Below are 14111 nucleotides of genomic sequence, written 5' to 3' on the forward strand. Positions count from 1 at the left end.
GCGCCGACGAAGACCCTGCTGTCAGAGACCTGTTCAGACAGGCCTACCGACTTCTGGAGATAAAGAACCGCCCCACGCAGCAGACCGCGGCCTTCCACGCCTTCTTCTACATGCGCAACGTGGCCAACCTGGCCCGACGCTTGCTGTGGATCCACAACGAGCCGAGTTCTCATGCGACCTGATCACCCCATGCTGCTGCACAGCTCGTCCGCGCTGACACACGCCGAAAGCATCCTGACGCCGGGATTCTGGTGCGAGTGGGGTCACGTGGATGGCCGTCGGATCAACTCCGCCCGGTGTCCGACCCCCGCATCAGCCGTCCGCTGGGCACGCGTCCAGATCCGCATCGTCGCCTCGGCTGTCGCGCCGGCCTGGGTGGACCCTCTCGTCGACCGGACCCACCCGGGCTGGCGTGACGCCGTGACAGCCCTTGAACGGGGCGCGGACTTCACGTTGCCCCTCGTGGCCGAGCCCTTTTCCTTCGTGTGGCACGCACGGCCTGTCGCCTTTCTGCCCCTCATCGACGACCAACCCCCGCCCCACGAGTGGACGGAGGAGGCGCCATGGCGTTGAGGCCGGAGGAACTGTGGAGCCGCTTCGATTGGCGCATCGGGAGCTGCTTCAGGTGCGAGCAGACCGGTGTCCCCGTCGCCGAGATCGGCGACATCACGGTGGCCGAGGTGCCCTTCTCGCTGTACGCCTGCCAGCGCTGTGTGTTCCGGCTGGAACAGCTCCACTGGACGATGCGCGAACGGGCCGTCCGCCTGCAGAGCGCCCCCTCGTCCGCCGGATTACCTCCCTCTGCCCAGTGGTCCGCTGGAGCACCGCTCCCCAGACCGCCCGCCCACGTCGCGTAGTAAGGACAACCGCGCCATGGGCGGGCCCTCAGTTCCCGTTCCTGCGACCTGGCTGATGTATAGGCCGGTGCAAGTCGCCGTTTATGGGGTGGGCGCGACTGTCCAGCGGCTCGTCAACAACCTCTGCGACGACCTCGCCGGCCGAACAGTCCGTCAGATCTACGACACCACGGCCAGCGTCTTCACCGAGGCGGTCTTCGACCGGAAGATCGGCAGCACCCCGTGCGTGCGGGTCAGACTGCCCGAGGCGGAGACCGAGGAAGTCAAGCCGCTGACGGTCGACGAGGTCGAGGCGCTCTCCGAGGCGACGCCCGATCACCTCCGCGCCTGGCCGATCGTGAACGCCGGCAGCGGTCTGCGTACCTCCGAGATGCTGGGGCTCACCTGGGATCGTCTCGACTTCGACGCGGCAACCGTGAAGGTCGACCAACAACTCGTCGGCTCCAATCGCGCCACGGGCGCACCCCGGTTCGGGACCCTCAAATCCAAGGCCAGCTACCGCACCATCCCACTGCCCCGTACCGTCGTGCGGGCATTGCGCGAGCACAAGATGACAGCCCTGGATGCACACGGCCTCGTGTTCGCCCGGGAGGACGGCAGGGCTTACAACCGCGGCTCGTTCTCGCGTGTCTGGGTACCCACGGTCGCTCTCGCCGGTCTCCCGGAAGGAACCGAGCCCAAGCAGCTGCGCCACACCTACGCCTCGCTCCTCATCGACGGAGGAGAGTCGCCCAAGGTCATCCAGAAGCGCATGGGGCACAGCTCGATCAAGATCACAATGGACGTGTACGGCCACCTCTACCCCGAGTCGGAACAGCGGACCCGCAACGTGATCGACCGTGCCTTCGACGGCGGGGAACCCACCATCGCGTACACGGGTGAGGTCATGGACGCGGTTGCCGCATAAGCTCGTGTCCGGGCAACCCCCCACGCTGTTGCCCCGTTGTTGCCTGGCAGACTTGGAGAAGAGAGTGATCAGGGTGTTTTCGCAGGTCAGCGAGATGACCAGGACTGCGGGGTAGGGCTAGGTGCACATCGTCATCATGGGTTGCGGGCGAGTGGGTTCCGCTCTCGCCCAGACCCTGGAGCAACAGGGGCACACGGTCGCCGTGATCGACCAGGACCCCACCGCCTTCCGACGACTGGGCTCCGGGTTCGGAGGCCGGCGTGTCACCGGAGTCGGCTTCGACCAGGACACCCTGCGCGAGGCGGGCATCGAGGAGGCCGGCGCGTTCGCCGCGGTCTCCAGCGGAGACAACTCCAACATCATCGCGGCCCGCGTGGCCCGCGAGATGTTCGGCATCGAGAACGTCGCCGCCCGTATCTACGACCCCCGGCGCGCCGAGGTCTACCAGCGCCTGGGCATCCCGACGGTCGCCACGGTCCGCTGGACCGCCGACCAGATGCTGCGCCGTCTGCTGCCCTCGGGCGCCGAGCCGCTGTGGCGCGATCCCACCGGTGGGGTCCAGCTGGCCGAGGTGCACACCTCCGCCGCCTGGGTGGGTCACAAGATCAGTCGGCTCCAGGAGGAGACGGGCGTCCGCGTGGCGTTCCTGACCCGCCTGGGCGAGGCGATCCTGCCCAGCTCGCAGACGGTGCTCCAGGAGGGCGACCTGGTGCACGTGATGATGCGCACCGACGAGGTCGACAAAGTCGAGGCGTCCTTCGCCAAGGGTCCCGAAGAGGAGGGCGGTCACTGATGAGGGTCGCCATTGCCGGTGCCGGTGCGGTGGGCCGCTCGATCGCGGGCGAACTGCTGGAGAACGGCCACGAGGTCCTCCTCGTCGACAAGGCGCCGACCGCCATCTCGGTCGAGCGCGTCCCGCAGGCGGAGTGGCTGCTGGCCGACGCCTGCGAGATCACCTCCCTGGACGAGGCCGCGCTCCAGCGCTGCAACGTCGTGATCGCCGCGACGGGCGACGACAAGGTGAACCTCGTCGTCTCCCTCCTCGCGAAGACGGAGTACGGCGTCCCGCGCGTCGTCGCCCGCGTCAACAACCCCAAGAACGAGTGGCTCTTCAACGAGTCCTGGGGCGTGGACGTGGCCGTGTCGACCCCGCGTCTGATGTCCGCCCTGGTCGAGGAGGCGGTGAGCGTCGGCGACCTGGTCCGCCTCCTCCGCTTCAGCCACGGCGACGCCAACCTCGTCGAGCTGACCCTCCCGGAGGAGTCGGCCCTGGCAGGCACCCAGGTCGGCGACGTCGAGTGGCCGCAGGACACGTCCCTGGTGACGATCATCCGCGGCAACCGCGTCCTGACCCCGACCCGCGACGACTCCCTGGAGGCCGGCGACGAACTCCTGTTCGTGGCGGCTCCGGCGCGCGAGGAGCAACTGGAGGACCTGCTGTCGGTGCGCCGCGAGGACGCGTCGAACTGAGGTTTTCCGGCGGTACGACGACGGAGGGCGCCCCGGGTGATCGGGGCGCCCTCCGTCGTCGTAAAGGTGACTACGCCTCGCGCCGGTGCCGGGCCGTGCCGCTCGTCTCGCCGCGCTCGGCCGCCAGGGCCGCCTTGCGCTCTTCCTCGGCCTTCTCGGCGGCCTCCATCTCGGCGAACACGTCGATGGGCGCGGGAGCCTTCGCCAGGAAGACCCACGTCAGCCATACCGCCAGCAGGAACGGCGGGATCTTCAGGGCGACCAGGACCCAGCCGAGCTGGGCCGTGTTGGCCCACCAGTACAGCGGGAAGAGGATCGCGCACTTGGCGAGCAGGATCGCGCCCCACGCGTAACTGGCCTTGGCGTACGCCTTCTTGCGGCCCGGGTTGCGCTTGCGCCAGGAGAGGTTCTCCTTGAAGACCGGCCCGAGGATGAGGCCGATCAGCGGGACCCCGCACAGGGTCGTGATGATGTACGCGAGGCCGAGGCCCAGCGTGTAGAGCATGCCCGGCAGATAGAAGTCCTTCGCGTTGCCGGTCATCATCGCGAAGACGACACCGAAGGCGACGCCGAAGACACCGCTGAAGGCGTGCTTGACGGTGTCCTTCGTCACGAGGCGGACCACGACCAGGATCAGCGACACCGCGAGCGCGGCGATCGCGGACATGTGGAGGTCCTTGTTGATCGTGTAGATCGTGACGAAGAGGAGGCCGGGCAGCACCGTCTCGACCATGCCCCGCAGGCCTCCGAAGGCCTCGAACAGCGCGGCCTCGGTCACCGCCCGGGCGTCGTGCTGATCGGTCTCTTCGGTCGGCTTGTCGAGCGACGTCACCGGCTACTCCCTACCGAGGGGTCTCAGTTCGTATTTCGGGTTGAACAGCACCCGGCGGCCCCGGCTCATCGAGATCCGGCCCGATGCGATCAGCTTGCGCCCCGGCTCGATCCCCACGATGGAGCGCCTGCCGAGCCACACCACGTCCAGTGCGGCGGAGCCGTCGAACAGCTCGGCCTCCAGCGCCGGGACACCGGCGCGCGGGCGCAGCGTGACCGTGCGCAAGGTACCAGTAACGGTCACGATCTGTCGGTCGTGGCAGTCACCGATCTTGATGCAGCCTGCGGTCTCGGCGTCCTCCCGCAGCTCCTCCGACTCCAGGTCCTCCTGGGACGAGGAGAGCCGGTCGAGCATGCGCCGGAACCGGCCCGCCGGCTTCTCGGAACGCGGAACAGCACTCATATGTGAAGCGTACCGGGGTGCACTGACACCTTCGTACCCGCGGTACTAGCCCTCGAACCGATACCCCATCCCCGGCTCCGTAATGAAGTGCTTCGGGTGCGACGGGTCCGCCTCCAGCTTCCGACGCAGCTGGGCCATGTACACCCGCAGATAGTTCGTCTCCGTCCCGTACGACGGGCCCCACACCTCTTGCAGCAGCTGCTTCTGGCTCACCAGACGGCCGGTGTTGCGCACCAGCACCTCCAGCAGATGCCACTCCGTGGGGGTCAGGCGTACGTCGTTGCCGTCGCGGTTGACCTTCTTCGCGGCGAGGTCGACGGTGAACCCCTCGGTCTCCACGGTGGTCACGTCGTCCTCGCCGGGACCGACCGGCTCGGCCCGGCGGACCGCCGCCCGCAGCCGGGCGAGCAGCTCGTCCATGCCGAAGGGCTTGGTGACGTAGTCGTCGGCGCCCGCGTCGAGCGCCTCGACCTTCTCGTCGGAGGAGTGGCGGGCGGAGAGCACGAGGATCGGCACCCGGGTCCAGCCGCGCAGGCCCCGGATGACCTCGACGCCGTCCATGTCGGGCAGGCCGAGGTCGAGGACGACCACGTCGGGGTGGCGGGCCGCGGCAAGGCGGAGGGCGGTGGCGCCGTCGTGGGCGGCGTCGACCTCGTACTTGCGGGCCTTGAGGTTGATCACGAGGGCGCGCACGATCTGCGGCTCGTCTTCGATCACGAGCACCCGGGTCATGTGACCTGCCTTTCCGGTTCTGCTTCTGCTGCTGCTTCTGTTTCTGCTGCTGAGAGGTGTTCCGTGAAGAGATCGGGGCGCGTCTCCGCGGCCCGGAGTGTGAGGACCATGGTGAGGCCGCCGCCCGGGGTGTCCTCGGCGTTCAGCGTGCCGCTCATCGCCTCGGCGAAGCCCCGGGCGACCGCGAGGCCGAGCCCGACCCCGGCACCGCGCGGGGCGTCGCCGTACCGCTGGAAGGGCTCGAAGATGCGCTCCTTGGCCTCGTCGGGGACGCCGGGGCCGCGGTCGACGACGCGGACCTCGACGCGGTCGGCGATGGCACTGGCGGAGACCAGGACGGCCTTGCCGGGCGGGCTGTACTTGACGGCGTTCTCGACCAGGTTGGCCACGGACCGCTCCAGCAGGCCGGGATCGACGGCGACCATGGGCAGCGTCTCCGGAATGTCCAGCTCCACACTGTCCTCGGGCACCCCGCCGAGCGCCATCGGCACCACTTCGTCGAGGTCGATCTCGCGGATCAGGGGCGTGACGGTGCCGGTCTGGAGCCGGGACATGTCGAGCAGGTTCCCGACGAGATGGTCGAGCCGGTCGGCCCCCTCCTCGATGCCCTCCAGCAGCTCTGCCTGGTCCTCCTCGGACCACGCCACGTCGTCGGAGCGCAGTGAGGACACGGCCGCCTTGATGCCCGCGAGCGGGGTGCGCAGGTCGTGGCTGACGGCGGCCAGAAGCGCGGTCCGGATCCGGTTGCCCTCCGCGAGGGCGCGCGCCTGGTCGGCCTCCTCCTGGAGGCGCCGCCGGTCCAGCGCGACCGCGGCCTGGGCGGCGAAGGCGGCGAGCACCCGGCGGTCCTCGGCGGGCAGCACCCGGCCGATCAGGACGAGCGCCATGTGGTCGCCGACCGGCACGTCCACGTCCGCGTCCTCAGGGCGCTCCACCGGGCGTCCGAAGCCGGCCCGGCCCGCGCAGGTCCACGGCTCGACGTCACCGCCGCGCTCCAGCAGGGCGGCCGACTCCATCCCGAAGGTCTCCCGGACGCGTTCCAGGAGCTCCTCCAGGCTGGTCTCGCCGCGCAGGACATTGCCGGCGAGGAAGGAGAGGATCTCCGACTCGGCGCGCAGCCTGGCGGCCTGGTGGGTGCGCCGGGCGGCGAGGTCGACGACGGAGGCGACCGAGACCCCGACGCCGACGAAGATCACGATGGCGACGATGTTCTTCGGGTCGGCGATCGTCCAGTTGTGCAGGGGCGGTGTGTAGAAGTAGTTCAGCAGCAGCGAGCCGACCGCGGCCGAGGCCAGCGCGGGCAGCAGTCCGCCGACCAGGGCCGCCGCCACCGTCACGGTCAGGAACAGCAGCATGTCGTTGGCGAGGCCGAGATGGACGGTGTTGAGCAGCAGGGCCATGACCGCCGGGCCGATCACGCCGATCGCCCAGCCCCAGACGATCCGGGCCCGTCCTAGGCGGGCGCCGCGGGCGACGGGCAGTCCGCGTCCCTTGGCGACCTCGTCGTGGGTGACGATGTGGACGTCGAGGTCGGGCCCCGACTCCCGGGCGACCGTGGCGCCGACGCCGGGGCCGAAGACGTACTGCCAGGCCTTGCGGCGCGAGGAGCCCAGCACGATCTGCGTGGCGTTGACGCCCCGGGCGAAGTCGAGCAGCGCCACGGGTATGTCGTCACCGATGACGTGGTGGAAGGTGCCGCCGAGGTCCTCGGCGAGGGTGCGCTGGACGGCGAGTTCCTTGGGCGAGGCGGAGGTCAGCCCGTCGCTGCGGGCGATGTAGACGGCCAGTACCTCACCCCCGGCGCCCTTCTCCGCGAGCCGCGCGGCCCGCCGGATCAGCGTGCGCCCCTCGGGACCGCCGGTCAGGCCGACCACGATCCGTTCGCGCGAGCCCCAGATCTTCGAGACCTGGTGCTCGTCGCGGTACTGCTTCAGGTACTCGTCGACCCGGTCGGCGACCCAGAGCAGCGCCAGCTCGCGCAGGGCGGTGAGGTTCCCGGGCCGGAAGTAGTTGGAGAGGGCCGCGTCGACCTTGTCGGGCTGGTAGATGTTTCCGTGCGCCATCCGCCGCCGCAGCGCCTGCGGGGACATGTCGACCAGCTCGATCTGATCGGCCCGCCGTACGACCTCGTCGGGCACGGTCTCCCGCTGCCGTACCCCGGTGATCGACTCGACGACGTCCCCCAGCGACTCCAGGTGCTGGATGTTGACGGTCGACACGACGTCGATCCCGGCGGCGAGCAGCTCCTCCACGTCCTGCCAGCGCTTGGCGTTGCGGGAGCCGGGGATGTTCGTGTGGGCGAGTTCGTCCACCAGGGCGACGGCGGGGGCGCGCCGCAGCACGGCGTCGACGTCCATCTCCTCGAAGGTGCTCCCCCGGTACGCCGCTTCCCGGCGCGCGATCTGTTCCAGGCCGTGCAGCATGACCTCGGTGCGCGGCCGCCCGTGGCACTCCACGAACGCCACCACGCAGTCGGTGCCCCGCTCGACGCGCCGGTGCGCCTCGGAGAGCATCGCGTACGTCTTGCCGACGCCCGGTGCCGCACCGAGGTAGATCCGAAGCTTGCCGCGTCCCATGGGTCCTATTGTCTTCCGGTCACCGCTGCCTACGCAGCGTCGACCCTACGACCAAGAATCACGCCAAATGGGCCCGCGGGCCCCCGAAGGACCGTCTTTGACACAACCCTGACGGGGCTCAGACCTCGACGATCTCCCCGTCGCTCAGCTCCAGGACCCGGTCAGCCAGGTCCAGCAGGGTCGCGTCGTGCGTGGCGACCAGCGCGGTGACGTTCTCGCTGTGCACGACGGCCCGCAGCAGCTCCATCACGCCGTGGCCGGTCTCCGCGTCGAGCTGGCCGGTCGGCTCGTCGGCGATCAGGAGCGAGGGGTTGTTGGCGAGGGCGCGGGCGATGGCGACGCGCTGCTGCTGGCCGCCGGAGAGCTCGGTGGGCCGCTGTCCCGCATGGTCGGCGAGGCCCACCAGGGCCAGCAGCAGGTCGACGCGCTCCTCACGCGCGCGTGGGTCCTCCCGGCGCAGCCGCATCGGCACCCCGACGTTCTCGGCGGCGGTGAGGATCGGGATGAGCCCGAAGGACTGGAACACGAACCCGATGTGATCGCGGCGCAGCGCGAGCAGCCCGTCCTCGTCGAGCCCGGCGAGGTCACGCCCGCCGACCTCGATCCGCCCCTCGTCGGGGGTGTCGAGCCCGCCGACGATGTTGAGGAGCGTGGTCTTGCCGGACCCCGACCGCCCCTTGAGCGCGACGAGCTCGCCGCGCGGCACCTCGAATGACACCCCGCGCAGGGCGTGCACGACACCGGCGCCCCGCCCGAAGGTCCTGTGGACGTTCTCGACCCGCACCATGGTCTCGGTGACCACCTGGCTCATGAGCCCCTCCCCCGTGAAAGACCGGGCGCCAGTATCCCCACCTGCCGCCCGGCCGATCAACGGTTTCAGCTCAGGTTGTCCCCGTGGGTGAGGGTTTCCCAGGCCACGAACAGGTTGTTGGAGCCCGCTGGACGGTTCCGCTCGGTCAGCGTCTGCGTGTTGCTCATGGCGATGCCGAGCCGGTTGTGCAGGGCGTTGTACCCGACCTCGGTGACCGGCCCGAGCCCCAGGTTCAGGGAGCCGCCGCACAGCCGGCTCGGCACGGCCGTCCCCAGCTCGTACTTGGCCTGGAACCCGAGCGCCTGCCGCAGCCGCTCGCCCACGTCGGTGCCGTACAGGTCCTGCCCCTGGATCCGGCTGGTCTCGGCGACATGGGAGATCGCCGAGATGCCGTACCCGGTGTGCGTGAGGTCGCGGCAGGTCTCCTGGGTGAGCCCGGTGACGAAGGTGGACTGTCCCTGCCAGTACGCGACGATCTTCGCGGTGGTGTCGAGGTTCTGGCTCGGCACGGTCTTCGGCACGGAGCCGTCGGAGGCGAGGTAGACGTAGGCGGCGGTGCGGGTGCGGAACTTCGCCATGGCCTTGTCGTACGACGTCTTGTCCTCCAGGAAGACGGAGATGCCGACGGCGGCCTCCATCATCGACAGCTCCCAATTGCCGTTGGAGTTGGAGCCGTTGATGATCTCGGGGAGGTAGACGTTCCGGAGCATGGTCGCGAACCGCCCGGAGTTGGTCCAGCTTCCGGTGTACGTGTACTTGATGATCTCGGCCGCCTTCGGCCAGGAGGAGCCGGCCCAGCCGGTCTGGAGGGGCGCGTTGCTGTTGGTGTGGTCCGTGACGACCGCCGACCAGGCGTCCATGAGCTGGATGGACTTCTTGGCGTAGCGCTCGTCCCGGGTGATGTACCAGGCGAGCGCGTCGGTGTAGGCGGCTACAGCGTCCTCACGCTCGTCGGTGCAGCCGTAGTTGGGGTTCGAGTAGGACCCGCACTCGACGACCGCGCGGGGCTTGGGCGTGCGGTTCAGATCGGCGTACTTGCTCGCCATCATCTGGTCGTAGGCGCCCTTCCAGGGCTGGGCGCCGGCGTTGACCTGGGAGCGGGCGAAGTCCAACTGTCCCTTGGAGACGGTGACTCCGGGGTGGGCGAAGGTGGTGGGAGCGGCGTCGGCGGGCCAGGCGAGGGCACCGGCGACGAGGGCGGCCACAGCCGCGAAGAGAGCGGTTCTGCGCATGCGTGGGGGGCCTTCCGTTCTCGTATATGAACGTGAAGCGCCTTTATGAACAGACGCGTTGGGCCGAGACGGTAGGTACAGACCAATGCGCCGTCAAGAGTCCGCGCACGACAAAGGGCGGCGCATGACAAAGGGCCGCACCCCGCGATGGGGTACGGCCCTCGATGCCTTCTGGCTACTACCGGACTTCGGTGATCTCCGGGCCGCGCTGGAGCTGGCCCATGCCACCCGAGAAGCGGGAGCCCTCCTGGTCCTGCTGCTGGACGCCCTCCGGCACCATCTGCGCGTCGTTCGGCAGCTTGAGGACGATCGGGTCGCGGGGCGCCATCGGGCCCTCGCCGCGGACCACGACCGTGTCCCGGAAGATCTGCTCAAGGAGCCCGGCCGCCTGCGGCTGCACCGCGCCCTGGCCCGAGATCACACCGCGCAGGAACCAGCGCGGGCCGTCCACACCGACGAACCGCACGACCTGGAAGCCGCCCGTGCCGTCCGGCAGCTGCACCGGCACCTGGGCCCGCAGCTCCCAGCCCAGCGGACCCTCGACCTCGTCGACGATGCCGCCCTGCTGGGTGATGCCGGTGGCGATCTCCTCGCGCACCTCGCCCCAGATGCCCTCGCGCTTGGGCGCGGCGAAGGCCTGGAGCTGGACCGCGCTGTCGCGCAGCACGACGGTCGCCGCGACGATCGCGTCACCCGCGACCTCGACCCGCAGCTCCATGCCGTCGACGCCGGGCACGAAGATGCCGCCCAGGTCCACACGGCCCTCGCCCGGCTCACTCACCTCGGAGTCGTCCCAGGGCCCGTCGGGCCGAGGCTCGGGTTCGAGCCTCACGCGCTCGCGCGCGCCGTCCTCGTCGTCCGCCTCAGTGTCGACACTGTCGACGACCTGCTCGGCCTCGCCGGCCGCGCCCTCGGCGGCATCCTTCTTCTTGCGACGTCCGAACACGTCACTGTCCTTCCCGGTCGGATACGACCGAAGCGTATCGATTCCCACCCGTTGTGCCGCCGACGGCGGCCTGACCGCTTGTGCTGTTCGTACCGGCCACCGCCGCATGGCCTCCGGTGGACCCGAAGCCCCCTTCGGCCCGCACCGAGTCGGGCAGCTCCGCGACCTCCTGGAAGCTGACCCGCTCGACCCGCTGGACGACCAGCTGGGCGATCCGGTCGAAGCGCTCGAACCGCACCGCCTCGCGCGGGTCGAGATTGACCACGATCACCTTGATCTCCCCACGGTACCCGGCATCAACCGTCCCCGGGGCATTCACGAGAGCGACACCGCAGCGGGCGGCGAGACCGGATCGGGGGTGCACGAAGGCCGCGTACCCCTCCGGCAGCGCGACAGACACCCCTGTGGGCAGCACGACCCGCTCCCCGGGCTTCAGTTCGCACGCCTCGGTGGTCCGCAGATCGGCCCCCGCGTCACCGGGGTGCGCGTACGACGGAAGCGGTACGTCGGGGTCGACGCGCCGGATCAGTACGCTCAGGGGGTCACGGCTCACGGGTTCACCTCGAAGGCACGGGCACGCCGGACCTGGTCCGGGTCGTCCATGGCGGCCCGGATCTCCTCCGGACGGCCGTTGTCGATGAAGTGGTCGACCTTCACCTCGATGAAGAGCGCCTCGGCACGGACGGCCACGGGCCCGTCGGGGCCGCCGATCCGTCCGGTGGCGGTCGAGTAGATCTTCCGCCCGGCGACGGCCGTCACCTCGGCCTCCAGATACAGCACCGTGCCCACGGGGACGGGCCGCGCGAAGTCGGTCTCCAGGCGTCCGGTCACCGCGATGGTGCGCAGCAGCCAGTTCAGCGAGCCGAGCGTCTCGTCGAGGGCGGTCGCGAGGACGCCGCCGTGCGCGAGGCCGGGGGCGCCCTGGTGGGCGGGGCGGACGGTGAACTCGGCGGTGACCGAGACGCCCTCGCCGGCCCGGGCCGCCAGGTGCAGTCCGTGGGCCTGCTCGCCGCCGCAGCCGAAGCACTGGCCGTAGTGCGCGCCGAGGAGCTCGCCGGGTGCGGGCGCGTCAGGGTGACGCACCGGCTTCACGGCGTCGGCGGGAGGCTGAAGAGCTGCGGAACTACCACTCACAGCCGCAGACCTTACCCGCGCGTCGGCCCGTTACTAACACCGTGCCAAGCTTGGCTTCATGCAGCTCTCCGCCACCCCGTACGAAGAACGCCTCACCGCCCCCCGCTCGTGGTGGCTCATCTCGTGCCTGGTCGGGCTCTCCTTCGCCCTGATCCTGCTCCCGTTCGGCACGCTGCCGCTGCTCGGCGGCCTGGTCGGCGGCACCGCGGTCGCGGCCGTCGCCGCCAGCGCGTACGGCTCGCTCCGGATCCGCGTGGTGGGCGGTGCGCTGATCGCCGGTGAGGCGAAGCTCCCGGTCACGGCCCTGGGGGACATGGAGGTGCTGGACCCGGAGGAGGCGCGCGCCTGGCGCACGTACAAGGCCGACACCCGCGCCTTCCTGCTGCTGCGCGCCTACATCCCGACGGCGCTGCGCGTGGAGGTCACGGACCCCGAGGACCCGACGCCGTACCTGTATCTGTCGACACGGGAGCCTGAGCGGCTCGCGGAGGCGATCAAGCGGGCCCGGGCGACCGTCTAGAACGTTCGCGCGGGGTTTCACCCGGCGGGAATCTCACGGAACTCTTACCGCGGACCGCCGTGGTGTCCGCGTCCGAGTTCCTTCGCGATGTCCCCGACCTCCAGGGGGTGCGCCGGAGTCTCCAGCGGCGGGAGCTGGTCGAGCGCGTCCCAGGGCACCTGGATCTTCCGCAGGTCCGCGCGGATGCGTCCCGCGAGCTTCTTGGTGTCCCGGCGGTTCATGACCGCGCCCACGGCCGCGCCGACCATGAACGGCATCAGGTTCGGCAGGTTCCGGACCATGCGCTTCATGATCTGCTGGCGGAGCTGGTTCTTCATCGGGCCGCTGAGGGCGGAGTTGATCGTCGACGGCTTGGTCACGTCGATGCCTCGCTCGCCCGACCAGGAGTTGAGATACGCGGTGCTGCGGTCCTTGAGACTGCCCGGCGGCCGCACGCCGTAGACCTCGTGGAGCTCGGCGATCAGCTTCAGCTCGATCGCGGCGACCCCGGTGATCTCCGCGGCCAGCTCGGTCGGCATCGCCGGCGGTACGGGCAGCATCGCGGCCGCGCCGACACCGGCCCCGACCGTCGAGGAGGCGTTCGCGGCGCCCGCCACGAGCTTGTCGGCGAGCTGCTCGGGTCCCAGGCCCGGGAACTGCCTGCGGAGCGTCGAGAGGTCGCGTACGGGGATTCTGGGCGCGTTGTCGATGATCCGGTCGGCGAGGTACGCCAGGCCCGCCCTGGCCCGGCTGCCGCCCTTGCGGACGCCTTCCCCGACCTTCCCGCGGATCACCGCGGCCCGTCGGCGAGCGACGGGCGCGGGATGCTCCGCGGGCGCCGGGAGGTCACCCCGGCCGGCCGCGGGTTCGAGCGAGGCCGATCCCGTACCCGATGGTGCTGTACCGGATGAGCCCCGCTCGTCGTCACGCGCGCCGTGAGGGCCGTCGGACGGCCCTTGGTCCGCTCCCGGCAGGGGGGAGCGGCGCTTCCAGGGAGGGGTCGAGCCAGTCACGGCCGACCCGTCCTCAGTCGCAGTCGCGGCAGATCGGCTGGCCGTTCTTCTCCCGGGCCAGTTGGCTGCGGTGGTGCACCAGGAAGCAGCTCATGCAGGTGAACTCGTCCTGCTGCTTGGGCAGGACCCGGACGGCCAGCTCCTCGTTCGAGAGGTCCGCGCCGGGCAGCTCCAGGCCTTCGGCGGCCTCGAACTCGTCGACGTCCACTGCGGAGGTCGACTTGTCGTTCCGCCTGGCCTTCAGCTCTTCAAGGCTGTCCGAGTCGACGTCGTCGTCGGTCTTGCGTGGGGTGTCGTAATCCGTTGCCATGTCGCTCTCCCCCTCTGGGTGTCTGCGGTGTCTCCAGCGCACGTAACGCGTGAGAGGCCGGACTTGTGCCCGACCCGAGGCGGAGATTTTGCCTCACATCAAGGTCTGTTACTCAATCGACACCCAACCGGACTCCTCATGAGTGATCGGCTGGGATGGCGATGGGGACCGTACACGGTCCGAATGCCGCACTTCAAAGGCGTCTCACCGTGTACTTCCCGTGATCAAGGCCCCCGAAAACCCGGACTTTCCCGGCTTTACGACAGCATTCTTGATCACGGACAGTAGATGGCCTGAAATTCGCCCTTGTGATCGATCACACACGGGACGGCTCGACGAGTGCCCAGAAAATTCCGCGCAAAGCGAACATCCCCGTGTGTCGGCGACATG

General features: G+C 69.8%; 16 protein-coding genes and 1 pseudogene. 6 read left to right on the forward strand and 11 right to left on the reverse strand.

All coding sequences use genetic code 11. From position 1 onward, the window contains the following. The 5 genes and pseudogenes from ABZ928_RS40845 to ABZ928_RS40865 form a co-directional block, all read left to right on the forward strand. Window positions 1-182: pseudogene (locus ABZ928_RS40845) on the forward strand (hypothetical protein); the annotation flags it as partial. Between the two features lie 381 nt (window positions 183-563). After that, window positions 564-857, forward strand: coding sequence for a hypothetical protein (locus ABZ928_RS40850; protein WP_361530625.1), 294 nt, complete (start codon window positions 564-566; stop codon window positions 855-857). A gap of 88 nt (window positions 858-945) precedes the next feature. Beyond that, window positions 946-1764, forward strand: a complete 819-nt coding sequence (locus tag ABZ928_RS40855; RefSeq protein ID WP_361530628.1) for a site-specific integrase — start codon at window positions 946-948, stop codon at window positions 1762-1764. Window positions 1765-1885: 121 nt separating this feature from the next. Then, entirely contained in the window at window positions 1886-2557 is a 672-nt protein-coding gene (locus ABZ928_RS40860) for a TrkA family potassium uptake protein (RefSeq protein WP_314200937.1), read from the forward strand. Further along, a complete protein-coding gene (locus ABZ928_RS40865) occupies window positions 2557-3234 on the forward strand; it encodes a TrkA family potassium uptake protein (RefSeq protein WP_361530631.1) in 678 nt (225 codons plus the stop codon). The genes ABZ928_RS40860 and ABZ928_RS40865 overlap by 1 nt, the downstream gene beginning before the upstream one ends. A gap of 70 nt (window positions 3235-3304) precedes the next feature. Here ABZ928_RS40865 and ABZ928_RS40870 read toward each other — a convergent pair whose 3' ends face one another. The 9 genes from ABZ928_RS40870 to ABZ928_RS40910 form a co-directional block, all read right to left on the reverse strand. Next, window positions 3305-4066, reverse strand: coding sequence for a DUF3159 domain-containing protein (locus ABZ928_RS40870; protein WP_361530634.1), 762 nt, complete (start codon window positions 4064-4066; stop codon window positions 3305-3307). A gap of 3 nt (window positions 4067-4069) precedes the next feature. Next, window positions 4070-4468, reverse strand: a complete 399-nt coding sequence (locus ABZ928_RS40875; RefSeq protein ID WP_361530637.1) for an OB-fold nucleic acid binding domain-containing protein — start codon at window positions 4466-4468, stop codon at window positions 4070-4072. 45 nt (window positions 4469-4513) lie between these two features. Next, window positions 4514-5200, reverse strand: a complete 687-nt coding sequence (locus ABZ928_RS40880) for a response regulator (RefSeq protein ID WP_361530640.1) — start codon at window positions 5198-5200, stop codon at window positions 4514-4516. Next, window positions 5197-7776 (reverse strand): sensor histidine kinase KdpD, encoded by a 2580-nt coding sequence (locus tag ABZ928_RS40885; RefSeq protein ID WP_361530643.1) that lies wholly within the window; start codon window positions 7774-7776, stop codon window positions 5197-5199. Before ABZ928_RS40885 ends, ABZ928_RS40880 begins: the two co-directional genes overlap by 4 nt. A 118-nt stretch (window positions 7777-7894) precedes the next feature. After that, window positions 7895-8587 (reverse strand): ABC transporter ATP-binding protein, encoded by a 693-nt coding sequence (locus ABZ928_RS40890; protein ID WP_361530646.1) that lies wholly within the window; start codon window positions 8585-8587, stop codon window positions 7895-7897. Window positions 8588-8652: 65 nt separating this feature from the next. Continuing rightward, window positions 8653-9819 carry an alginate lyase family protein gene (locus ABZ928_RS40895; RefSeq protein ID WP_361530649.1) on the reverse strand — a complete coding sequence of 389 codons (1167 nt, stop codon included), beginning with the start codon at window positions 9817-9819 and terminating at the stop codon, window positions 8653-8655. 178 nt (window positions 9820-9997) lie between these two features. After that, entirely contained in the window at window positions 9998-10765 is a 768-nt protein-coding gene (locus ABZ928_RS40900) for a DUF3710 domain-containing protein (RefSeq protein ID WP_361530651.1), read from the reverse strand. Between the two features lies 1 nt (window position 10766). Continuing rightward, complete coding sequence (gene dut, locus ABZ928_RS40905) at window positions 10767-11318, reverse strand: dUTP diphosphatase (protein ID WP_361530654.1); 552 nt, start codon at window positions 11316-11318, stop codon at window positions 10767-10769. Then, window positions 11315-11899, reverse strand: a complete 585-nt coding sequence (locus ABZ928_RS40910) for a PaaI family thioesterase (protein ID WP_361530657.1) — start codon at window positions 11897-11899, stop codon at window positions 11315-11317. Before ABZ928_RS40910 ends, dut begins: the two co-directional genes overlap by 4 nt. A gap of 58 nt (window positions 11900-11957) precedes the next feature. Here ABZ928_RS40910 and ABZ928_RS40915 point away from each other — a divergent pair, with 58 nt between their 5' ends. Then, entirely contained in the window at window positions 11958-12419 is a 462-nt protein-coding gene (locus ABZ928_RS40915) for a DUF3093 domain-containing protein (protein ID WP_361530660.1), read from the forward strand. 44 nt (window positions 12420-12463) lie between these two features. Here ABZ928_RS40915 and ABZ928_RS40920 read toward each other — a convergent pair whose 3' ends face one another. Then, a complete protein-coding gene (locus ABZ928_RS40920; protein ID WP_361530663.1) occupies window positions 12464-13411 on the reverse strand; it encodes a hypothetical protein in 948 nt (315 codons plus the stop codon). A gap of 13 nt (window positions 13412-13424) precedes the next feature. Next, complete coding sequence (locus ABZ928_RS40925) at window positions 13425-13721, reverse strand: DUF4193 domain-containing protein (RefSeq protein WP_005481602.1); 297 nt, start codon at window positions 13719-13721, stop codon at window positions 13425-13427. Window positions 13722-14111 lie beyond the last annotated feature (390 nt).

It is taken from the genome of Streptomyces sp. NPDC046909 (assembly GCF_040644695.1).
In the GTDB taxonomy this organism is placed as follows: Bacteria; Actinomycetota; Actinomycetes; order Streptomycetales; family Streptomycetaceae; genus Streptomyces.

What these genes read in the sequence shown, in the direction of transcription:
- ABZ928_RS40925 (WP_005481602.1), bottom strand. Translation starts at nt 13,721, where the DNA reads ATGGCAACGGATTACGACACCCCACGCAAGACCGACGACGACGTCGAC.
- ABZ928_RS40885 (WP_361530643.1), bottom strand. Translation starts at nt 7,776, where the DNA reads ATGGGACGCGGCAAGCTTCGGATCTACCTCGGTGCGGCACCGGGCGTC.
- ABZ928_RS40915 (WP_361530660.1), top strand. Translation starts at nt 11,958, where the DNA reads ATGCAGCTCTCCGCCACCCCGTACGAAGAACGCCTCACCGCCCCCCGC.
- ABZ928_RS40895 (WP_361530649.1), bottom strand. Translation starts at nt 9,819, where the DNA reads ATGCGCAGAACCGCTCTCTTCGCGGCTGTGGCCGCCCTCGTCGCCGGT.
- ABZ928_RS40865 (WP_361530631.1), top strand. Translation starts at nt 2,557, where the DNA reads ATGAGGGTCGCCATTGCCGGTGCCGGTGCGGTGGGCCGCTCGATCGCG.
- ABZ928_RS40875 (WP_361530637.1), bottom strand. Translation starts at nt 4,468, where the DNA reads ATGAGTGCTGTTCCGCGTTCCGAGAAGCCGGCGGGCCGGTTCCGGCGC.
- ABZ928_RS40880 (WP_361530640.1), bottom strand. Translation starts at nt 5,200, where the DNA reads ATGACCCGGGTGCTCGTGATCGAAGACGAGCCGCAGATCGTGCGCGCC.
- ABZ928_RS40890 (WP_361530646.1), bottom strand. Translation starts at nt 8,587, where the DNA reads ATGAGCCAGGTGGTCACCGAGACCATGGTGCGGGTCGAGAACGTCCAC.
- ABZ928_RS40850 (WP_361530625.1), top strand. Translation starts at nt 564, where the DNA reads ATGGCGTTGAGGCCGGAGGAACTGTGGAGCCGCTTCGATTGGCGCATC.